The following is a 21,240-nucleotide window of genomic DNA, read 5'->3' as shown; positions in this document are numbered from 1 at the left end:
TTCCAGTTCCTGTTTAGGTCCTCAGAAGTTAGTATCCTGGATTTTGGGTTATAGATCCACCTGATTTATCGATATCAGCCTGTGGAACAGGATACAAATTGTTGTGCGATTGATAATTTTTCCCTAATCCCTGTAGGACGGATGATGCAATACCCCAGCGTTTGAGATCATTGAAGCGTTGTGATTCGAATCCAAGTTCCACCCTTCGTTCGGATTGTATCCATGAACGCACTTGCGCCTGATCATTGGAATTGGGCCTTGGGGGCAAGGTTCCAACCGGTACGGATAGCCCGTCAGCAGTAGGCGTAGTTCTTGCTCTTTCCCTAACTTGATTAATAATGGAAACAGCATCAGCGGTATTGCCATTTTCGTTCAAGGCCTCGGCCTTCCAAAGAAGAACATCCGCATAGCGTATATAAACCTTATTGCCAGGAGAATCATCGTTTCCTTTGTAATCACTGATGGAACCCAAAATTTTGGGTGAGTGCTGGTCGGCCACATTTATGGTGTATGCCAAACGTGGGTCGTCAGATTCAAAGGCAGACAAGAAATCGTCGGTGGGTGCAAAGAACCCCCAACCTTCCACAGCTGCCAATCCATTGCCATTGGCCGGATTTTCGCCAGAACGATGGTCATAGGCAAAAATTACTTCTTGATCATTGAACTCCTTACTCGCATCAAAGGCATCAAAATAATTACTGTTCAGGTCATAAAAACCTAAATTATCCAGATCTGTTATCAAGTTCAAAACCTCGGGCCAGTTTTCATCATAAAGAAACACTTTGGCCTGGAGTGCAATGATAGCCCCAATGGAAACCCTCCATGGGTCAGTGGCATCATTCTTAATTTGTGGTGCCAATCCTTTGGCGGTCTCCAAATCCAATCCAATCTGTTCCATTATCTCTGCCCGAGGAGCTCTTACCGATACGGAAAAAGCCTCTTCAAAGGAGTCAGGAGATTTCAATATCAGGGGAACGTCTCCAAAATTGTTCACAAGGTCAAAGTAATAATAGGCCCTAAGAAAATATGCCTCCGACAAAAGCTGGTCCCTTCGTGACTGGGAAATTCCGGTTTTTTCTACTATTTCCGAATCGGTCAAAAATCCAATGGCCAGATTACTCCTGCTTACACCTTCAAAATCATAGGTCCATATCCCATTAAAGGCTTGGTTCTCTGGTGTAAATGCAAAGTTGCCTATTTCATCCATCCAAGCTTGATCCCCATCAGGGTTCCATTTCTTGTTCATGTCGTTGGCGGCCATATCCTGTAAAATAATATCATTTCGGAACACTGTTCCAAGGTCCCATCGCCAGCCCGGTATTATGCTATTAAGCGTATTTCGTAATGGATAATAAGCGGATCTCACGGCAGATTCCACAGTTTCTGAAGTAGGATCGGTATCCACTTGGTCCAAGGTTAGCAATCCAATAGGGTCATTGTCCAGTTCACTGGTACAGGAAACTGTAACCGCAAACGGAATAAGAAACAGAAGGTTTTTATAAAACTTTTTCATTTTGATTTCTTTAGTGGTTAGAATTTTGCATTTACGCCAAACAAAACTGAAGCAGAGCTCGGATATGTACCCTTATCTATCAAATCTGTCGTCTCCGGGTCAAGTCCGGTATAATCAGTAATCGTCCAAAGGTTCTGACCGGACAAATAGAGCCTAAGGCTGTTAATACCCTTGATTTCTTTCAGGGTATACCCAAGTTCTATGTTCTTGAGCCTAATATAAGATGCATCTTCAACGAAAATGCTGGATATCTTACTACTCCCATTATCTTCAAAGGCCACCCTGGGAATGCTGTTGGAACTATTTTCACCGTTCCATGCACCTAATATGGCCGTAGTATAGTTGAAGGGGCGCGTATCAAAATCAACTATTTTCTTTCCATCGTTATAACGATCTACTCCTTCTACCCCTTGGAACAGGTATGAAAAATCCCATCCTTTGTAGGATGAAGTAAAGGACAGTCCGAAGGTTAGGTCCGGTATGGGCGATCCTATGAATCCACGATCATTATCAGCACTGATAATCCCATCGCCGTTAAGGTCTTTGAACCTAATGTCGCCAGGCTTAACAGAAGGGTTGGTCGTACCGCTAAGATGTTGGTCAATTTCAGCCTGATTCTGATAAATGCCCTCCATCTGATATCCATAATAGGCATTCAAGGAACGACCAACAGTGGTACGTGATACCTCGCCCACAATATTCGGCAGGTTTGGATGTAATTTCTCCACTTCGTTGTCCAGTGTGGCCAAGTTGGCATTGACACTATACTTGAACTCCCTTTCGGAATTCTGATAGTTGATCGAAAATTCAAATCCCTTGTTTCGCACTTCCCCTGCATTGAGGATGGTCGGTTCCACATTGCCTACCACGGAGGGAAGGCTTATGGGCAATAGGATATCACTGGTATTCTTGTTAAAGTACTCTACCGTAAAGTTCAATTTGTTCTGAAAAAATGCAGCATCAACCCCCACATTGACCTGTTCGGAACTTTCCCATTTTAAATCTGGATTCCCGAAACGGTTGGTCTTGACAAGACCGTTTTCTTGACTGATGAGCGTAAGATAGGTGTAGTTGTCAATTTCTTGGTTTCCAAGAATACCCCAACTTGCCCTTAGCTTTAAGTTTGACAGCCAATCCACATCGGTAAGGAATGTTTCGTCGGAAATTTTCCAACCTGCCGATACGGAAGGGAAATATCCCCATTGGTTGTTCTCGGCAAACCTTGAGGAAGCATCTGCCCTAAGATTGGCCGTAATCAGGTACTTACTATCATAAGAATAGGAAGCTGATCCAAAATAGGAGAAAAGAGCCCACTCAGATGCCGAGCCGCTATTATATAGATCGAGTGCCGTACCCCCATAATCCAGATAACGGAACTCATCGTTGGTATATGGAAACCTGGTCCTACTGGCACCAATCGAGGAATCATAGTTGGTAATATATTCCATACCCAGCAAAGCGCTCAGACTGTGTTTTTCTTTCAACAAGGTCTGGTAGTTAAGTGTATTGTTAATTGTCAAGGTGAATGTCTCTCCCCTTGATTCATTTAAGTTGTTGGGTCGATTCTGTCTTCCTTGGCCGGCATCAATGGCGTTGCCACCTCCGTCGTCATCTCCATAGTTTTCATTGAATATCTTGTTGTGAAAGAAAGCAAGATCAACCCCGACATTGGTTCTAAAGGTCAAGTTCTTATCCTTTAAAAAACGATATTCCCCAAACACGTTGCCAAACGTTCTATACGATTTTTCGGTATGGTCCGTAAAGTAAGCCCTGGCTATTGGATTGCCTACCAATTCATACATACTTCGTTGTAAACCAACGTCGTATCCTGTATTGGTAAAGAAGGGCAAATCGGTGAAAGGGTCCCTTTCTGAATAGGTAGGGTCGTTCACATCCTTATAAACTGGAATTACAGGCGCTCGTAGAAGCGCAAAGCGAATTAAGCTTTCCCCTTTGGAGGCCACTAGATTTCGTTTGTCATAAGAAAGCTGTACGTTGGTGCCTACTTTTAAACGATCGTTCAAATCAGCACTGATGTTCGTACGATAATTGATTCTTTGGTATTTGTCATTATCATACACCACAATACCATCTTGACCATAATAGCCCAGAGACATTAAGTACTGTAATTTTTCATTGCCACCACTTGTAGTCAATTGTAAGTTTTGTGAACGTCCGGTCTCAAAAAGTTCATCCAACCAATCGGTGTCGGCAAAATCGGAACGACCACGATCCGCAGTGTATGGATTGTCTCCTGTATAGGTATTGTTCCATGCCGTTTCCAAGGTATTGATATACTGATCTGCATTTAACAAATTTGGCAGGTTTACAGCCTTATTAAAACCATTGAAGTAGTCAACGTTAAAAGACATTTTTCCTTTTGCTCCTTGCTTAGTGGTAATCAGAACAACACCTCCTGAGGCCCGAGAACCATAAATGGAAGCTGCAGCCGCATCCTTTAACACCGTGATCGATTTGATATCCGCTTGGTTCATGAAAGAAATATCGCGTGAAGGAATTCCGTCCACAACGTATAAGGGATTATTGTTTCCTATGGTACCTTCTCCTCGGATTCGAATCTCTACCGGATCACCGGGAGCTCCGGTACTTGCGGTAACTTGTACTCCCGCAACTTGTCCTTGTAGTGCCTGGGACACATTGGGCACCCTAGTTTTTTCCAATTTCTCAACATCCACAACGGCCACGGCCCCTGTAAGATCTGACTTCTTTTTGGTAGTATAACCCACCAGGACCACCTCACCAAGTTTTTGGGTGTCCTCCACAAGGGTAATTTCGATAAAACTATTGTTCCCAACAGATACTTCTTGGGGGACAAAACCGATGCTGCTGATTACCAGCACATCGTTTGAACCTACGTTCTCCAGAGAGAAGTTTCCGTCAAAATCGGTCGCGGTCCCTTTTGAGGTTCCTTTTACAACAATACTGGCTCCTGGTATGGGAACTTTTCCATCTGACACATAACCGGTAATATCCTTTTGGGCATGTGCGCTAACCATCCCCACAATCAAGAAGAGCGTGATGGTCATTACTTTTAAAATCAGTTTAGATTTCATTTTTCGCAATATTAGTTTGTTTGAATTTGTTAATGTGCATTTAAGCTGGTGGTAATTTGTGAAATTATCATCCTTCTCAAATATATGTACGGTCCTGTACAAGGGTGTGCACAATTCTTCCAAAAGTGTACACCTCCTTTTAACTCATTCTATTTCAATTACATAAAAGGAATAAAGATGATGTATCGATACTACAGAAAAGTTGATTAAACAAAGTCTTTACATAAGAAAATTGACTTTGTTACTAGAGGGATAAGAGGAACTTTAAAGATTATTACGAAGGTGTTCCAAGGGTTATATCCCCTTCTACACTTTTCTTGTGGAACAACTGATAATCTTTGGGCGTTTTGTGATATAATTTTTTGAATTCCCTATGAAAGTAGGACCTATTGTTAAAGCCAGAGCGAAAACATACTTCGGATACGGTTAAATTAGATTTTTGCAAGAGCTGGGAAGCATGGCGCAGACGCATTGTTCTAATAAGGTCTCCAGGGGAAAAGCCCATTAATTCCTTGGTCTTCCTATAGAGTTTGGAAGTACTAATGCCCAGTTCTTTTTCCAAAAAACTACTTTGGAGGTTTTCATTGTTCAGATTGTCCTGAATCAGAGCGATAAGTTTTTCGATAAACACACGATCCTCATCTTCTGTGGCAAGCCCCACTAAATTTTCAAAGGGCGCACCCTGTGAAAAGTGCTTTTGAATATGTTCCCTTTCTTCCAAGAGCTTTTGAATCCTAAGTAAAAGGTAATCTGGGTGAAAGGGTTTTGAGATATAATCGTTTGCACCGCTATCAATTCCTTCCAGCTTATTCTTTATGGAGTCTTTGGCCGTAAGCATAATAAATGGAACATGACAAGTGTCTAGGTTTCCTTTTACCCGTTTACAGAGCTCTACACCGTTCATGATAGGCATCATCACATCACTTATAATCAAATCCGGTTCCCTGTTCTTGAGTTCTTTGAGGGCCTCTCCTCCGTGGGACGCCATACGCAAGTAATACTTATCACCCAGTAGTTCTTCCAAAAGATCTTGCACCTCCGGATCATCTTCTACCAAAAGAATGTATTTGTTGCCCATACCGCTATATTGATCCAATGTATCCAACTTCTTATCTAGGACCCCTACAGTTTTGTCCTCTTTTCCTTGGTCGGCAATGTCTTTAAGTTGAGGGGATATCGTGAAGGATTTGGCTATGGTTTTTGCTGGATTGACACCCATGTTATGACAAGGAAGTTCGACACAAAAAGTGGTTACTTTTCCCAGTTTACTTGCGACTGCAATATTCCCTTCCAAAAGCTGCACCAATTTTTTTGTATATGCAAGCCCGATTCCAGTTCTGAACATATTGGCCCCTACTTCCTTATCTTGCTCCAGCAAGTAGAATTTTTCAAAAATCTGTTTTAGTTTTTCCTTGGGAATTCCATCACCAGAATTGGCAATATTGAGTTCAAGGCTTTTTTGGCCCTTAAGTTCCGCTATTTTTATATCCAATTTGATATTGCCATTGACAGGGGTGTATTTAAAGGCATTGGAAAGTAGATTGAAAACAATCTTCTCCAACAAGTCCTTATCAAACCATCCCATAAGGCTTTTGGGAAGTTCGACACTATAATCGATGTTCTTTTTAAGGGCAAGTTCATCAAATAGTTCCGCTATTTGTTCGATTAAATTGACCAGATCGAAATATTCCTTCTTAATATTTAAATGACCATCCTCCGCCTTTCGAAATTCCAAAATCTGATGGGTCAGAAAAAGTAGCCTCGAAGTGTTCTTCTTCACCATATCAAAATACTTTCTTGTCTTGTTGTCGAATTGCATTGTTTCCCCGAGTCTTTGGATGGGCGCAACCATTAATGTCAAAGGGGTCTGGAGTTCATGGGCAACATTGGTAAAGAAATCCAACCTGTTTTCATGCGATTTCTCTTCTTCCTTCCTTATAAGAATACTACGCCGCAAGGATTGTTTTTTCTGATAGTAGCCCATTACAAAAAGTACAAAGAGGATAAAAAGCATTATGTAAAGGGTCCATGCAACACCTGACCGCCAAAAAATCGGTGCAATCTGAAATTGTGCCGCTTCTACTGGATCACTCCACACCCCATCACCATTGGTCCACTTGAGCCATAAAGAATACTTTCCAGGTGGGATATTGGTAAAAGAAAGATTCGTGCGTGTCCCAATCTGTTTCCATTCTGAATCAAACCGCTTTAATTGATAAGCATAGCTACACTTCTTATTATTTATAAAAGTTAGGGCGGAAAATTCAACATTAAGAAAATTTTGATCATGCTTTAGTTGTATAAGAGGGGTGGTGCTCTCTTCCGGACTTATCACCAAATTCCTATAGTAAGGTTCACTTCCATCCTGTCCGATGATCCTATTAATAAATAGGTTTGGCACCTGGTCCAAAACATTTATTTGCTCGGGAATGAAATAGTTAAACCCTTTACGCCCTCCCATAAAAATATAATCTGCACCCGAATAGGCAGCACCGTCGCCGAACTCATTGTCCTGAAGCCCTTCTTCCTTGGTGTAGTTATAAAAAACCTCTTCCCCGATATCCCATTTGGACAATCCATAGTTGGTACTTATCCATAGGTTGCCTTTTTTATCCGAAGTGATTCCGTGTATTGTATTACTGGGTAAACCCTCCTCCACCGTATAATGAGTAAAAGTATCTTCTCCTTTGTACACATTGAGACCAAAACTTGTACCTATCCAAAGATTACCGTTACTGGTCATATGCATGCACAATATGTCATTGTTCGAGAGACTTTTTGAATTTCCCTCCTCATGCCTATATACCTCAAAAGTGCCCTTATTTTTATCGAAAAGATTCAAGCCTCCCAAGCGTGTTCCGATCCATAACGTATGATGATCCCTTGGAATGATCGAGAAGATAATATTGCTGCTAATTTCTCCCTTTGTCCCACGATTTCCGATATATTGGTCGAAACTTTCCAAAGTAGCACCATTTTCGGTCCGATTAATTTTAAGCCTAACAAGTCCGTAACCGCTTGTACCTGCCCATATAACCCCATCTTTATCCTGATATAATGTATATACGGACTTGAATCGGGTCTGTTCGGGAACACCTTCCACATCTTCCCAAGCTATTAACCTATCCTTTTTTAGATCAAACAATGAAACACCCGGTCCATCTGTTCCCATGACCAATAGACTGTCCTTGGTAACTAGAAGGGAATACACCGCATTATTGATTGAACTGTTGTCTTGGTTTAAGTTCTGGAAATCAAATTTACCTTGTTCTGTATCCAATAGATCGGGAGAAAAACGAAATACACCCTTACCTTTGGTACCCACCCAAAGGGAGTGTCCTGGTATTTGAAGAAATGAACGAACGATGGTACCTTCGAACTCAGGTAATTGCCCACTTGATACGCCATAAAAGGATTTACTTTTTGGGTAAACCTTAAACACCCCTTCCCCATCAGTGGCTGCCCAATAAATTCCTTCGGCTCCATGAAAAAGGGAAGTTAGTTTGTTTCCCTTTAAAGTGTCCAACCATTTGGGGTTGGACAGCTTTTTATCTATGGTAATCAAATAATGCTCGAGACCTGTAGATATGACCACTCCCTCCTCTAAATTGCCAATAATTGAGGTTGGTTTACCAATACCAAGCTTTTGAAGGTTTCCATTGTCCATCGAAAATATGGAAGGAGATTCTTCCGGATCGATCAAAAGTATATTTTGATTGTCCAAAATTTCAAAATCGAGCACATCGTCCAGGAGCATGGAATGACCTACAGCCCTGATCAGTCCAGCTTCTTCCTGAAGTTGAAGGATTGAAAATTGACCAGAGGCATCCAAAATAAGGAGTTTGCTTTCCGCCAAAAACTTCATCTGAATGATTGGTGACTCCAATAATGGATCTTCCCAAATTTTCTGAAAAGATGTACCGTCAAACACCCCAATCCCCCACTCTTTGGCATAGGCAAAAAGTTTCTTGCCCGGTGAAAGGGCCATATTGAACTCGGTATCGGTCAGTGCCGCCTTGTTCTTATTTGAAAAATAAAAACGGTTGAAATTACCCGAATGTTTATCATAACGATTTATCCCGTGCAAGGTCAACACCCATATGTTTCCCTGTTTATCCTCGGCCACCTTCAATATCACTTGATTGCTCAAGGAACTATCATTGTTGAGCTCTGGCCTAAAAACCTTGAAGGTACGACCATCATAACGATTGAGCCCGTCCCAAGTCCCCAACCAAAGAAGATTATTGGAATCTTGAAAAACGGTATTTACAGAACTATGGGAAATCCCAGAGGTGTTGTCCAACTGTTCTATTCCATAATCAGATTCGGAGACTGCAGTATGTGTTGCCGCTGAGGATTGCTGAAAAAGTAAGCAACCGTAAAGATTTGGGCAGCAGTACAGGCCGAGGACCATCACGATTAGTACTATAATATGTTTACTGCTCCTCATGGAATAAAAGTATAAAATATTTATGCCTTTGTAATCTCCCCTTGTTATCAAATCGTTCCTTCAACCAGGCATTGCGTTTCAGATTAATCTTGCCCCTTGAATCCTTTATGGCAATATGGACATAAGTACTCAATTCTAAAGTTTTGACGGTAATAAGACTTAATCCTTTAGTTTTTTTTGAAGTTTCGTGCCTAGGCTATATTTAATACTGTTGTGCCATGGGTCTTTTCAGCTAGGATTCAAGCTGAGCTTTGTCATCGTAGCACATAATTGAGGTATTTGATAATTCCGGTGTTTAGTAGCATTGAAATCAAATTATATTACAACTAATCACATTTTGTATCCAAAAAGGATTGTAATGGACAATTGAATTAGAAATTATACCATGGCCCAATTTACCGGAAATAAACGAAAAGCCACTTACATTGGCCCAAATAGCACTCTTTGACACTACCGTAACATTATCAAATGGTGCTCTCATTGAGGCAGTATCAAAAATGCTCGGCCATAGCAAATTGATCACTACTCAAATATCTGCTAGGGTATTGAAGAAAAAGGTAAGTGAGAATATGCAGGCTTTTTTCTTAGAAACAAGTTGAAAAAACCAACAGCCTAAGCAACGAAAACCCGCTATTTAAGACAAACAACAATTGTACCTGAAAATAATTCACCCTCTAGGCCAAAACCTGGTTAAATGCTATCGAAACAACCTTTGTGTTTTGGCTAGAGGATGAATTATTTTAGCTTATTCTGAAAACACAGTATTGTTTTCAATAGCTATTGCTTCAATTTCAATCAACGCATCGGGTGAATATAATGAGCTGATTTCTACAATTGTATCCGCAGGATAAGGTGCTTCGAAATACTTTTCCCTTAAGGCTACTATCTTATCAAAATTCCCCATATCCTTTAGGAAAATAGTTACTTTAATAACATTTTTAAGACTTGACCCACCGGCTTCCAATACTCTTTTAAGGTTGGCAAACGTCTGTTCAGCTTGTAAATCGAAATTATCTTTTCCAATTAAATCACCATTCTCGTTATATGCTGCCTGACCAGAAATGTAGAGTATATTGCCTACCTTATAACCTTGGGCCAGATTAAATGGTTTGTACGGGTCAGGATTGATTTTTATTTGTTTTACTGTTGTCATAGGATTTATTTTATTGTTTTTTAAATGTTTGGTACTTGCCTGTGAGGTGCTTAATTTTTCATTTGTATAGTCCAAAGCGTTATCTTTTGAATTACCTTCCTTGCAACTTGTCAATAACATCATGATAATAGCGATGAAATAAACCTTTGAAAGGTTTGAAACTGTGCGTTTTCTTATTCTGGCCATCTCAAAAATTGTCTTTTAAGAATTGGCTATAATCAGCTAACTGTTTTGCTGTATCAGCATTTTTTTCGACATCATGAAACTGAAGGGAGGTATGTAGTTTTATGCCTAAATATCTATTCATACCGTGAAAGCCCGAAAGAGGACCATTATCTACACTTGTCTGATCAAAGAGTTCACCAGGAATGGTAAATGCTCCTTGTGGCGCATTCCAACTTGTTGTTATTACATATTGCTTACCGTGTAATAGACCACCCGTACCATAGTTGATCTCTGGATTGTTCGGGTTTCTACCATCACTTGTCCACATACCATTACCATATCCGGCCGTTAGGACTTCATCCAAATACTTTTTAAAATTAAAGGGTACTGCAAACCACCAAATAGGCGTATGGTAAATAATTATATCTGCCCAAATAAATTTTTCCACTTCGGTCAATTCATTGTAACCATTATTTATTTCAGTAGTTTGGACTTTATATTTTTCCGCATCTGAAAAATGAGCTTTTGAACTATTGAACAGCGATTTATTGAATGTTCCTTTTGAGATGGCAAATTCGTGCCAGCCATTAATTATTAATATGTTTTTCATATACTTTACATTTATTATAATGCAAAGATATCTGCGATACATGTATTATATAAATAATACAATTAATACATTTGTATTATAATTATAATACAATGATAAATTTAGAATGGTACAGAACATTTAAAGCGGTCTATGAGGAGGGTAACTTGACCAGTGCTTCCGAAGTGCTGTTTTCCTCGCAACCAGGTGTGAGTTTGCACATTAGTAATTTGGAAGCTTATGTGGGTTATAAGCTATTTGAGCGCACTTCCAGAAAAATGGTTCCTACAGAGCGTGCCATCATTTTATACGACTATATTATAGATGCGCTGAAAAAACTTGAATATACAGAACACTATTTTAGAACAAGTAAAACCAATAAAAGAAAAACATTAAGTATAGGGATGTGCTCGGAAGTTTTTCAAACTTTTTTTGAACCTCATATTGGCCAATTGGAGTTTGATATTATTGCACACTTTGGTGAATATCCGCAGATGTTAAAGGAATTAAATGAGGGGATATTGGATTTGGTCATTACTCCTGAACAGATAGAAAACCCTTTATTGGTTTACACCCCATTTTTTAAAGAACAAATATTGCTTGTAGCTAATCCATCTACCGATACTTCGGTGATGGAGGCTTATATTGAGGATGAAAATTTTGATGGTTTAGAACAGGAATTAAAAACCCAAGTTTGGTATGGTTCAAGTAATGTTATAGGTTATTCCAAAAAGTTTTGGCATCAAAATTTCAAGAAAAAACAATTGTACAAGCCCAATTATTTAGTACCTAATATTATTTCTATTATCCGTTGCCTAAAAGCTAATAAAGGTGTTGCTCTAGTGCCAGATTTTCTGTGTAAGGAAGCACTGCAAAAAAAAGAACTTAAACTAATTTGGGAAGGTAAAGAACTTCTATTTAACACTTTTTGCTTTGCCGTTAAGCAGCAAAACAAATTACAAAATGAAATTGAACAGATTGAGGATTTGGTTTTAGGAAAAATTCTATGAGAATTGCAGACTCATAACTTGACTTTATTGGCCGGGTCAACGACAACAATGGCATAAGGTACCATTACCAATTTTTACTCTGGGTATCGTGTTGACATTTTTTCACTATCTCTTTATCGTTTCCAATAAGAATATCGCCCTTCCCATGATATTTTTTTCTTCACATGACATTGGTCCAGTCTTTTTCAATAAAGACAAATGGGATAGACCTTAATGGCATCTCCTAAATAATTCCTCCGTTCAGATTAGGGGCTCAGAAATACTGTTTTTATAAAAACACAGCTGTATTTTGGGTACAAATCTTTATAAATAGTTTAACAAAAAAAAATGTAATAAATAAGTACCAACGATACTAATGGACAAAATCAAATTGAATCGACATATGAAAAAACTATTTTATTTTTTATCAATTGTATTGGCAACATCCGTATAGGCTCAAGGTCAAAATCCAATCTTGACCCTCGATAGCCATCCTGTCGACAAAAGCTTGATCAAGGAAGAAACTTATGAAATGGCGTGGTACATCGCACATATTATATAGACCAAAAATCACGTAAAATATTGAAACAGGAAATTAATCTAGGTGGGCGAAAAATGGTTATGGAACTAGTGGATTAACAACAAGGGTTCCCCTGATATGGAAGTCAACGAAAATCGATTGGACAATTGCACTATCCTCTAGGCCGGAACAAAACAAAGGTGTACCCTTTGTTGGCATTAAAATAAGTTTGAGCAATATCCATATTTGACTTATTGGCAATTTCCTCTATATCGCTCCAAAAAAACTTCTTGGAAACTTCGGTATGAACAGCTTCAAAAACATCAAAACAAACTGAGAAACCATCAGAAAATTCTACCGTTTGCTTTTTCAAACTTACAATTTGACTGGAAGCAATACCCGTCAATGGATCGTAAAAGGGAAAATGATCAAATTGTTGAATGTTAAAATTAGCTCCCAATTCCCTGTTCATTCTTTCCAACAAATTAAGATTGAACTGTTTGGTTATGCCTTCACAGTCATCATAAGCGGCCAGGATTTTTCTAGGGTGCTTGACAAGGTCGAAAGCAACTAAAAAATAATCTTCTGTTTTTAGCTTTGATTGAATAAACCTAAAAAAACCAATGGCATCCGGTGTAGGGTAATTACCAATGTTGGCTCCTAAAAAAAGCACCAATCTTCCATCTGGTGTTGATGGCAAGCTTTTGTAGGTATCAAAATAATTACCTGCTATACCTTTATACCTTACCTGTTCGGCCTCGCTTTTTATTTCTTCTTTGTTAATGGACAATGCGTTATCGGAAATATCCATGGCAACATACTCCAGTGAATCAAAATGTGGCTTAAACTGTTTAATCAGATGTTTGGTTTTTGTACCATCGCCAGCACCCAGCTCTACAATTTGCAAATTGGAATGGACTGCTGAAATATCTTGTCCTATTTGCTCACTTTTGTTTTCAATAATCTCCATTTCGCAACGTGGAAGATAGTATTCCTCCAATTGCATTATTCTTTGAAAAAGAGCATCTCCTTTGGAGTCATAAAAATAACGAGAAGCAATTTTTTTTGGTGATTTACCGAGTCCCTTTTTTACGTGGTCAAAAAATTCCTGCATTTTGTATTACTTTTTTGCAAGTCTTATTCCAGAGAAAATCCATCTGCTGGAAGCGTGAAAAAAATTACGGTACGTATCTCTCTGGTGACCTTTTGGAGTGGCGACCGAAGCGCCACGCAATACCATTTGGTTGAGCATGAATTTGCCATTGTACTCCCCAAGTGCACCTTCCGCCTGGGTAAAGCCCGGGTATGGCAGGTAGGCCGAATTTGTCCATTCCCAGAGTTGGCCCCAACGTAATTTCTGAGCTGCAACTTCCCATTCAAACTCGGTAGGTAATCGCATTCCTTTCCAATTGGCGAAGGCATAGGCTTCGTACATAGAAACATGTGAAAGGGGGAGGTTGGGATTTAGCCTTTCCAAGCCATTAAAATGGTAATGCTGCCATTCTCCATCCTTGAAATGCCAATAAAGTGGGTGTTTAATGCCATTATTCTGAATAAAATGCCAACCCTCATCATGCCAATAGTTGAAGTTATCATATCCGCCATCTTCCATAAATTCTAAAAATTCGCCAATGGTCACCAGCTTGTTACTGATGTCGAAGTCTTGCACATAGACTTTATGCACAGGTAATTCATTGTCAAAACAAAAACCATTTCCTTGATGGCCAATTTCATATACGCCTTCCTCAAAGGAGAGCCATTGGTGACTTTGACTTTCTTCCTCTAAGGTGAAATATTTTCCAATGCTGGGAAATGTGGGTTGTGTTCCTAAAATATATTTGATATCGTACGCCAATAATTCTTGATGTTGCTGTTCGTGATTGACACCTATTTCTACTAAGTGCAACACTTCAGCAACAGGTTTGTTTTCCAATACTTTTTTGATGGCTGCAGTGACGTATTTCCGATATTCATAAATTTCAGAAACGCTGGGGCGGGTCATTAAGCCGCGATCTTGCCGAATTGTTCTTTCCCCCATATTGTTGTAATAGCTATTGAACAAATAGGCGAAATCTGGATGGAACACCTCATAGTTTTCGTCATATTTTACCAAAATAAACTGCTCAAAAAACCATGTGGCATGTGCCAAATGCCACTTTGGCGGAGACACATCGGTAATGGGCTGCACCACGTAATCTTCCGTTTTTAATGGACTGCAAATGGTCTCTGTTTCCAGTCGAGTTTTTAAAAACCGTTTTAAAAGTTGCATTATTCTTCAATTTTTACGCCTTTCCAAAAAGCAAAGTAGTCCTTGATTCCTTTTGCCAATGCCGAGGGTTCTGGGTAGTACCACACCGCATCCTCGTTGACCGCCCCATCCACGACGAGTGTTTTGTACTCGGCCGTACCTTTCCAGTGGCAGGAGGTGCTCGTATCGCTATCCTTAAAATATTCCGAATGGATACTTTCAGGAGGAAAATAATGATTGTTTTCTATAAGAATTGTGTCAGCGCTCTCTGCGACAATTTGATTGTTCCAAATGGCTTTCATAATGTTTTATACTCTTGTTAGTGATTCCAGCATCGTAGGAATAAGTTCCGAAACGGTGGGGTGTGGTTGTACGGAGTCCCTTATTACTTCATAACTCTTGTCCGCGTTCATGATGTTTATAATACCACTTATGATTTCATCTCCACCTATACCAAGCACAGTGGCACCTAATATTTTTTTGGTTTTTGCATCCACCACTACACTCATATAACCTTTGGTTTCCCCTTTTTCTTTGGCGCGAGCAATTCTACTGAACGGACGATGGCCAATCAGCACATCCAACCCTTTTTGCAATGCTTCCTTTTTGGTGATACCTACTCTGCCAAGGGGCGGATCTACATAAAGCCCATAGGTGGTAATTCTATCCGAAACCTTACGATTTTTTCCTTCAAATTTATTTTCTGCAATAATTTCGTAGTCATTGTAAGCAGTGTGTGTAAATGATCCTTTTCCATTGCAATCTCCCAAAGCATAAATACCTTTCACGTTGGTTTCCAAGTAATCATTCACTTCTATGAATCCCCTATCGTTTGTTTTTACACCTGTTTTTTCGAGTTGTAAATTTGACGTGTTCGGACGTCTTCCAACGGCCAACAAAAGGTGGCTTCCTTTAATTTCTATCATTCCGTCCTTGGAACAATTAATACGGGCAGAAATGCCTCCATTCCCATTTTTATTGGCAGCAAGACATTCGGCCCCTAGCCTGAAATCCACATCCTCTTCTTCCATGATTTGCTGAATGGTTTGGCTGGTTTCTTCATCTTCCCTACCGATAATTGAGTTTCCCTGTTCAATAATAGTGACTTTGGAGCCCAAGCGGGCAAACATTTGACCAAATTCCAAACCGATATAACTTCCACCGATTACCACTAAATGTTCTGGCAATTCCTCCAATTCCAGAATACTTTGATTTGTAAGATAGGGAATGTCTTCGTATCCATTGGGAACAAATGCACTACCGCCAACATTGATATAAATTTCATCAGCAGTCAATAGTTCGTTGTTTACCGCAACGATTTTTTTGTCTTCAAAACGGGCTTCACCTTTAAAAAAGGTAATGTTTTCATTTTTTTCCACACCTTGAGCAATACCGTCCACAGATTTTTTTATCAATACATCTTTTCTTGCTTTAATTTTCTGAAGATTGGCTTTGGCTCCAACTGGGATTTCAATCCCTAATTCTTCGCCGTGCTGTGCATCCCACATACGTCTAGCACTGGCCACATAGGTTTTTGTGGGTGTGCAACCTACATTCAGGCAGGTTCCTCCGAAATGCTCCTTTTCAATAAAAGCTACTTTTTGACCCTGAGAAGCTAGTTTGAAAACCAAAGGGGTCCCTGCTTGCCCTGAGCCGATTATAATAGCATCAAAGGTCTTAATTTCATTGCTGTTCATCATTTACTCTTTTAATGTTATCCCAAACAAAGCATTTTGTTTCTGAGGGCATTTAGTTGTGATATCTACAAGATTGTGTCGTTTTTTATGGATGAAATTGTCCTTCAATGCGATTTTTTTTGGTATGCTTTCAATTTTCTCTTCATCAAAAGTATCTCTCACCAAACCATAGGGTCGTCAACTTCTTTTAGATTCATAGGACACAATACTATGTCATCCACTGGAAATTTGAGCAGTGAAATGGTACTTCTCCTTAGTTCTGGGTTCTCATTATTCCTTATTTCGGTACAACAAGGCTGCAATGACAATAAAGCCCACACCGGTAAGACCTGGGGCAGGAATGCCCCCTTTAAAAGAGATGAAAATCATAGCAATGGCTATAAGAATTAAAAGAACCAGTAATGTGTTTTTCATTTTAATAATGTTAAACGGTTAATGAATAAGGCGTCAAGAATATAAAAAAAAGAATACGGTTTACCACCTTCCCCAAGGAAAAACGAATAAAGCTAAACCACCATTAAGTCATTGAACAACAATTTACTAGAATAAAATACAAGATGGTACAATTTAACAGCTTTGGCGGTTTTCATTTTCAAATACATCCAAAAAAAGGCCATTTCCATTAAAAAAAATGGCCTTTCCAACAACCTAAAAACAATCAACAACTTTTTAATTAGTCGTAATAGTAACCCTAATCATTTCAGCTATTGATGGTACATGAGCGTTGGCGCTTTCTTCCATTGCTACAGTTCCATTTTCATCAACACCCGTATTTGCAGCGTTTTGACGTGACGGTTGGTTATTTCCAGCCCCCGAAACATTCTCGATGGCCACTGCGAATTCTGCTCTCCCATCGTGGGTCAATGTTACTTTCATACCATCGCAATATCATCCCCCACGTGGTATCTTGTTGGCTATCGTTGGGCACCTTGCTAAAAAGTTTTATAAGTTTTGATTTTACTGTAATAGTAAATTGCAATGTTTTATGTTGTTAACATCCGTAAATTGATTACCATTAACAGCCTCTTGTTCAGAGAAAAGTGCATTCGGCAATTTCCAAAGTCAAAAAAACGTAATCCCCCCTAAAATGGATCAATCCTATCCAAATTGTCAGGACAAACGATTTTACCCGACCATAATAGTCAATTATCAATAGATTTATCCATGAAGTATCTTGTACTATCCGTTCTAATTTTTACACCACTTGTATTTAGTCAATCCCTACCGATAGAGCAGAATTTTTCCCAAACAGGCGAATTAAACTCGCATGTAGAGGATAAATACCCGGACCATACCCTATGGCAATTCTTGTTGGACAAATATGTGGACGATTCCGGCCATGTAGACTACAGTGGGTTCCTAAAGGACAAACAAGTATTGGAAGGATATTTGAACATTCTAGAAGAAAATCAACCAAATCAGCATTGGGACAAAAATGAAAAGTTATCCTATTACATCAACCTTTACAATGCCTATACTGTGCTTCTCATTTTAGATAATTACCCAATCAAGAGCATCAAAAAAATAAATAAACCTTGGGACCAGAAATTAATCCCTTTGGATGGCAGCAAGATTTCTCTTGGTGATTTAGAGCACAAAATACTCCGAAAAATGGAAGAACCAAGAATCCATTTTGCCATCAACTGTGCTTCGGCATCGTGTCCGAAATTATTGAACAAGGTCTATCTTCCAAAAACATTGGACCAACAATTGGATCGTGCGGCTCACGAATTTATTAACTCCGAAAGGAACCAAATAAGCCAAAACCATTTAAAACTTTCAAAAATCTTCAAATGGTACAAGAATGATTTTTTGAACGGTGATATCCAAAATTATATAAATACATATACCAACATCAATATTTCTCAAAACGCCAAGGTGGATTATTTGGAATATGATTGGAATCTTAATGGTATGTGAAGTAATTTTTCCTTATGACAAACATTGTTATCCCAGTTTTTTAACGAATTTAAGGGTATCCGCAAGTTAATCGACCACCTATTTTGCAATCCATTTGGCAACTGTTTTTACACTTGACCCTAGGGCTAAAAAAAGCAATCTAAATTTAAAAAATGAATAGTAAGAAATATATAACGAGAGGTGAAGGACTTCCTAATTGGTCCAACCCTATTAGTCACGCCGTCGTAGTAAACAACATGTGCTTTGTAAGTGGTCAATTATCGGTAAATATTGAAGGGAAATATGTTCAGGGCACAATATTGGAGGAAGGCAATCTAGCATTCGCCAATTTTTTTTCTGCGCTAAAAAATGCTGAATTCGAAAAGCAAGATATTGTCTTCATCGACATTGCTTTTGACAATCTAAATGATTTACCGGTAATAAATAAATTGTATATGGAGTTATTTCCCGAGGACAAAAGACCTGCAAGAACTATATATCAGGCTCAAGCTTTGCCATTTGGTGGTAAAATCAAAATAACGGGAACAGCAGTAAAAGATTTAGCCTAATCAAGTAAAAATTGGATTGGGCGGCCCACGAATTTATCTACTCCGAAAGGAACCAAATAAGCCAAAACCATTTAAAACTTTCAAAAATCTTCAAATGGTAGAAGAATGATTTTTTGAACGGTGATATCCAAAATTATATAAATATATATACCTACATCAATATTTTCCCAACGCCGAGGTGCATTATTTAGAATATAATTGGAATTTTAATGGTACGTGAAGTAATATCTCATAATGATTAGCATAATTATACCGGTTTATAACGAATCCAAAGGTATCCGTAAGTTGATTGAATACCTACATGACAACACATTCGGCTATATAGGGGAAATCATAGTTGTGGATGGTGGGAGCACCGATGACATCAAAGCACAATTGATTGGTTATTCCAATATCCAATATATCAACACTGAGAAAGGAAGGGCCAAACAAATGAATGCAGGAGCAAAAGTTGCCAAGAGAAATATTCTTTATTTTTTACATGCGGATAGTTTTCCTCCAAAATATTTCGACCGGGCAATCTACGAAGTCTTGCTCGTGAATGAAAGGATCAAAGCCGGTTGCTTTATGCTGCGATTTGACAGTAATCACTGGTGGTTAAAACTTATGGGATGGGTAACGGCGATCAATCACAAGTCTTGTAGGGGCGGTGACCAATCCCTTTTTGTGGACCGCGAACTTTTTTTCACACTGAATGGATTTGATGAAAATTATGAGGTCTATGAGGACAATGAATTGATAAAAAGACTCTATCGATCTACCAAATTTAAAATAATCAGGGAACCAATTACTACCTCAGCCAGACACTACGAAAAAATAGGTGTTTGGAGGCTACAATGGTTACATTTAAGAATTTACATAAAAAGATGGTCCGGTGCAGGGGCCGAAGAATTAAACTCCTATTACAAAAAAAGCATTGAAGATTTAAAACTGTTAAACCGTAATTAATGGTGCACATTTGCATCAGTATCATTTATAGGATTCAAGTTGGAATAAATGCCACAATTTTTTACGCTCTACTGTTGATAAAAGCTAGGAGGAACATCTATTTTCCAACTTTGACTGGAATGTGACCCTAAGGAATATTTTTTTAGCATTGTATTCCATGTCAAATCAGTTGATCATATGGTATAATGATTTCATAATTCCAATGCTCCTCGCAATATCTTTTTGGAAGGAATAACCAATACAACCGACCATATCATTGATGAAACTGGAAAAAATTACATTTAAGAACAGGCAAGGCCACGAATTGGCAGCAAAATTGGAATTACCAAAAATGTCCCCAATAGGATATGCCCTTTTTGCCCATTGCTTTACCTGTAACAAAAACCTAACCGCTGTTCGAAATATTAGCAGAGCTTTAACCAAAAACGGTATTGCCGTACTTCGCTTCGACTTTACAGGTTTAGGTGAAAGCGAAGGAGATTTTGAAAACACCAATTTCTCCTCAAATGTAGAGGACCTTGAGGATACGGCTGCCTATATGAAAGAACATTATGAGCACCCTTCCATTTTAATCGGTCATTCCCTAGGGGGAGCCGCCGTGATCTTTGCTGCGGCACGCCTTTCTTTTGTCAAGGCCGTGGTGACTATAGGGGCACCTGCCAGTCCGGAACATGTCACCCACCTTTTAAAAGATGGTATTCATCAGATATTAAAAGAAGGGGAAGCCTTGGTTAACATAGGAGGTCGGGAATTCAGGGTCAAAAAGCAGTTTTTGGAGGATATCCAGGATAAAAATATGGCCCAATCCATTCAAAAGATGAAAAAACCTTTATTGGTCATGCATTCCCCACAGGATACAACAGTACCCATTGAAAATGCAGCTCAAATATACCAGTCTGGTCGGCATCCAAAAAGTTTTGTGTCATTGGACGGTGCAGATCATTTGCTCTCTAAAAAAGAGGATTCGCTCTACGCAGGCCAAATAATTGCTGCTTGGTCACATAGGTATCTAACCCAAAATGAAACCCGGTAACATGAAAACCTTTGATCAGGAAATTATATTTATTTACAATGCCAAATTCAATATTTTTAGCGCCTTAAGCGATTTTGCGCATAAAATGCTATCCCCCTCGACCTACCCCTGTTCGTTGTGCCAGCTCACCTATGGAAATATTGGTATCAATAAACAATGGGCCCTATTCTTGAAAACGCTTCCGTACAATAAAACTTTCTTGCACAAGGACGAAGCCATTGCAATCGAAGCCATTTACCTTGCAAATCTCCCCGTCATTTTGTTCAAGAATAAAAAAGGAACCATCCAAGTATTAATGACCGCGCAAGAGTTGGATCAATTGACCTCCCTAAAAGACCTTATCGAGACCTTAAAATCCCAACTTGACAAACATGTGGAAACCTCATAAGATCC

General features: G+C 39.1%; 17 protein-coding genes and 1 pseudogene. 7 read left to right on the top strand and 11 right to left on the bottom strand.

The window, feature by feature from the left end:
- Nucleotides 1-28: 28 nt before the first annotated feature.
- The 3 genes from ACQQ5U_RS17495 to ACQQ5U_RS17485 form a co-directional block, all read right to left on the bottom strand.
- Nucleotides 29-1,513 (bottom strand): RagB/SusD family nutrient uptake outer membrane protein, encoded by a 1,485-nt coding sequence (locus tag ACQQ5U_RS17495; protein ID WP_437399518.1) that lies wholly within the window; start codon nt 1,511-1,513, stop codon nt 29-31.
- 17 nt (nt 1,514-1,530) lie between these two features.
- A complete protein-coding gene (locus tag ACQQ5U_RS17490; RefSeq protein ID WP_437399517.1) occupies nt 1,531-4,587 on the bottom strand; it encodes a SusC/RagA family TonB-linked outer membrane protein in 3,057 nt (1,018 codons plus the stop codon).
- Nucleotides 4,588-4,861: 274 nt separating this feature from the next.
- Complete coding sequence (locus tag ACQQ5U_RS17485) at nt 4,862-9,037, bottom strand: hybrid sensor histidine kinase/response regulator transcription factor (protein WP_437399515.1); 4,176 nt, start codon at nt 9,035-9,037, stop codon at nt 4,862-4,864.
- Between the two features lie 443 nt (nt 9,038-9,480).
- Between ACQQ5U_RS17485 and ACQQ5U_RS17480 the strand changes: the two are divergent.
- Nucleotides 9,481-9,636: pseudogene (locus ACQQ5U_RS17480) on the top strand (site-specific integrase); the annotation flags it as partial.
- A gap of 146 nt (nt 9,637-9,782) precedes the next feature.
- Here the strand turns inward: ACQQ5U_RS17480 and ACQQ5U_RS17475 are convergent.
- Together ACQQ5U_RS17475 and ACQQ5U_RS17470 are read right to left on the bottom strand one after the other, a co-directional pair.
- Nucleotides 9,783-10,190 (bottom strand): RidA family protein, encoded by a 408-nt coding sequence (locus ACQQ5U_RS17475; RefSeq protein WP_437399513.1) that lies wholly within the window; start codon nt 10,188-10,190, stop codon nt 9,783-9,785.
- 187 nt (nt 10,191-10,377) lie between these two features.
- A complete protein-coding gene (locus ACQQ5U_RS17470) occupies nt 10,378-10,965 on the bottom strand; it encodes an NAD(P)H-dependent oxidoreductase (protein ID WP_437399511.1) in 588 nt (195 codons plus the stop codon).
- Nucleotides 10,966-11,036: 71 nt separating this feature from the next.
- Here ACQQ5U_RS17470 and ACQQ5U_RS17465 point away from each other — a divergent pair, with 71 nt between their 5' ends.
- Nucleotides 11,037-11,954 carry a LysR family transcriptional regulator gene (locus ACQQ5U_RS17465; RefSeq protein WP_437399510.1) on the top strand — a complete coding sequence of 306 codons (918 nt, stop codon included), beginning with the start codon at nt 11,037-11,039 and terminating at the stop codon, nt 11,952-11,954.
- Nucleotides 11,955-12,625: 671 nt separating this feature from the next.
- Here the strand turns inward: ACQQ5U_RS17465 and ACQQ5U_RS17460 are convergent.
- The 6 genes from ACQQ5U_RS17460 to ACQQ5U_RS17435 form a co-directional block, all read right to left on the bottom strand.
- Nucleotides 12,626-13,567 (bottom strand): L-histidine N(alpha)-methyltransferase, encoded by a 942-nt coding sequence (locus tag ACQQ5U_RS17460; protein WP_437399508.1) that lies wholly within the window; start codon nt 13,565-13,567, stop codon nt 12,626-12,628.
- A 6-nt stretch (nt 13,568-13,573) separates the two neighbouring features.
- Nucleotides 13,574-14,722 carry an ergothioneine biosynthesis protein EgtB gene (egtB, locus tag ACQQ5U_RS17455; RefSeq protein ID WP_437399506.1) on the bottom strand — a complete coding sequence of 383 codons (1,149 nt, stop codon included), beginning with the start codon at nt 14,720-14,722 and terminating at the stop codon, nt 13,574-13,576.
- Nucleotides 14,722-15,003: a DUF427 domain-containing protein gene (locus ACQQ5U_RS17450; protein ID WP_437399504.1), complete on the bottom strand. Its 282-nt coding sequence runs from the start codon at nt 15,001-15,003 to the stop codon at nt 14,722-14,724. The genes egtB and ACQQ5U_RS17450 overlap by 1 nt, the downstream gene beginning before the upstream one ends.
- Before the next feature lie 6 nt (nt 15,004-15,009).
- Nucleotides 15,010-16,401 (bottom strand): FAD-containing oxidoreductase, encoded by a 1,392-nt coding sequence (locus tag ACQQ5U_RS17445; protein ID WP_437399502.1) that lies wholly within the window; start codon nt 16,399-16,401, stop codon nt 15,010-15,012.
- Between the two features lie 267 nt (nt 16,402-16,668).
- The gene (locus tag ACQQ5U_RS17440) at nt 16,669-16,812 is read right to left on the bottom strand and encodes a hypothetical protein (RefSeq protein WP_437399500.1); all 144 of its coding nucleotides are present in this window, start codon (nt 16,810-16,812) and stop codon (nt 16,669-16,671) included.
- Between the two features lie 255 nt (nt 16,813-17,067).
- Nucleotides 17,068-17,274, bottom strand: a complete 207-nt coding sequence (locus ACQQ5U_RS17435) for a hypothetical protein (protein ID WP_437399499.1) — start codon at nt 17,272-17,274, stop codon at nt 17,068-17,070.
- A 288-nt stretch (nt 17,275-17,562) separates the two neighbouring features.
- Between ACQQ5U_RS17435 and ACQQ5U_RS17430 the strand changes: the two genes are divergently transcribed.
- The 5 genes from ACQQ5U_RS17430 (at nt 17,563) to ACQQ5U_RS17410 (ending at nt 21,235) form a co-directional block, all read left to right on the top strand.
- Nucleotides 17,563-18,318: a DUF547 domain-containing protein gene (locus ACQQ5U_RS17430; protein ID WP_437399498.1), complete on the top strand. Its 756-nt coding sequence runs from the start codon at nt 17,563-17,565 to the stop codon at nt 18,316-18,318.
- 152 nt (nt 18,319-18,470) lie between these two features.
- Nucleotides 18,471-18,866 (top strand): RidA family protein, encoded by a 396-nt coding sequence (locus tag ACQQ5U_RS17425; RefSeq protein ID WP_437399497.1) that lies wholly within the window; start codon nt 18,471-18,473, stop codon nt 18,864-18,866.
- 234 nt (nt 18,867-19,100) lie between these two features.
- Complete coding sequence (locus ACQQ5U_RS17420) at nt 19,101-19,814, top strand: TIGR04283 family arsenosugar biosynthesis glycosyltransferase (RefSeq protein WP_437399495.1); 714 nt, start codon at nt 19,101-19,103, stop codon at nt 19,812-19,814.
- Nucleotides 19,815-20,073: 259 nt separating this feature from the next.
- The gene (locus ACQQ5U_RS17415) at nt 20,074-20,847 is read left to right on the top strand and encodes an alpha/beta hydrolase family protein (RefSeq protein ID WP_437399493.1); all 774 of its coding nucleotides are present in this window, start codon (nt 20,074-20,076) and stop codon (nt 20,845-20,847) included.
- A 1-nt stretch (nt 20,848) separates the two neighbouring features.
- Nucleotides 20,849-21,235, top strand: a complete 387-nt coding sequence (locus tag ACQQ5U_RS17410; protein WP_437399491.1) for a hypothetical protein — start codon at nt 20,849-20,851, stop codon at nt 21,233-21,235.
- The last annotated feature ends 5 nt before the right edge of the window (nt 21,236-21,240 follow it).

It is taken from the genome of Flagellimonas lutimaris, assembly GCF_051494225.1.
Lineage (GTDB): Bacteria > Bacteroidota > Bacteroidia > Flavobacteriales > Flavobacteriaceae > Flagellimonas > Flagellimonas lutimaris_A.
Note: the sequence above shows the minus strand (reverse complement) of the source record. Positions and strands in the feature narration are given on the sequence as shown.

Bases quoted from the DNA above. Each gene is read 5' to 3' on its own strand.
- ACQQ5U_RS17495 (WP_437399518.1), bottom strand. From the start codon at position 1,513: ATGAAAAAGTTTTATAAAAACCTTCTGTTTCTTATTCCGTTTGCGGTT.
- ACQQ5U_RS17490 (WP_437399517.1), bottom strand. From the start codon at position 4,587: ATGAAATCTAAACTGATTTTAAAAGTAATGACCATCACGCTCTTCTTG.
- ACQQ5U_RS17485 (WP_437399515.1), bottom strand. From the start codon at position 9,037: ATGAGGAGCAGTAAACATATTATAGTACTAATCGTGATGGTCCTCGGC.
- ACQQ5U_RS17475 (WP_437399513.1), bottom strand. From the start codon at position 10,190: ATGACAACAGTAAAACAAATAAAAATCAATCCTGACCCGTACAAACCA.
- ACQQ5U_RS17470 (WP_437399511.1), bottom strand. From the start codon at position 10,965: ATGAAAAACATATTAATAATTAATGGCTGGCACGAATTTGCCATCTCA.
- ACQQ5U_RS17460 (WP_437399508.1), bottom strand. From the start codon at position 13,567: ATGCAGGAATTTTTTGACCACGTAAAAAAGGGACTCGGTAAATCACCA.
- egtB (WP_437399506.1), bottom strand. From the start codon at position 14,722: ATGCAACTTTTAAAACGGTTTTTAAAAACTCGACTGGAAACAGAGACC.
- ACQQ5U_RS17450 (WP_437399504.1), bottom strand. From the start codon at position 15,003: ATGAAAGCCATTTGGAACAATCAAATTGTCGCAGAGAGCGCTGACACA.
- ACQQ5U_RS17445 (WP_437399502.1), bottom strand. From the start codon at position 16,401: ATGATGAACAGCAATGAAATTAAGACCTTTGATGCTATTATAATCGGC.
- ACQQ5U_RS17440 (WP_437399500.1), bottom strand. From the start codon at position 16,812: ATGAAAAACACATTACTGGTTCTTTTAATTCTTATAGCCATTGCTATG.
- ACQQ5U_RS17435 (WP_437399499.1), bottom strand. From the start codon at position 17,274: ATGAAAGTAACATTGACCCACGATGGGAGAGCAGAATTCGCAGTGGCC.
- ACQQ5U_RS17430 (WP_437399498.1), top strand. From the start codon at position 17,563: ATGAAGTATCTTGTACTATCCGTTCTAATTTTTACACCACTTGTATTT.
- ACQQ5U_RS17425 (WP_437399497.1), top strand. From the start codon at position 18,471: ATGAATAGTAAGAAATATATAACGAGAGGTGAAGGACTTCCTAATTGG.
- ACQQ5U_RS17420 (WP_437399495.1), top strand. From the start codon at position 19,101: ATGATTAGCATAATTATACCGGTTTATAACGAATCCAAAGGTATCCGT.
- ACQQ5U_RS17415 (WP_437399493.1), top strand. From the start codon at position 20,074: ATGAAACTGGAAAAAATTACATTTAAGAACAGGCAAGGCCACGAATTG.
- ACQQ5U_RS17410 (WP_437399491.1), top strand. From the start codon at position 20,849: ATGAAAACCTTTGATCAGGAAATTATATTTATTTACAATGCCAAATTC.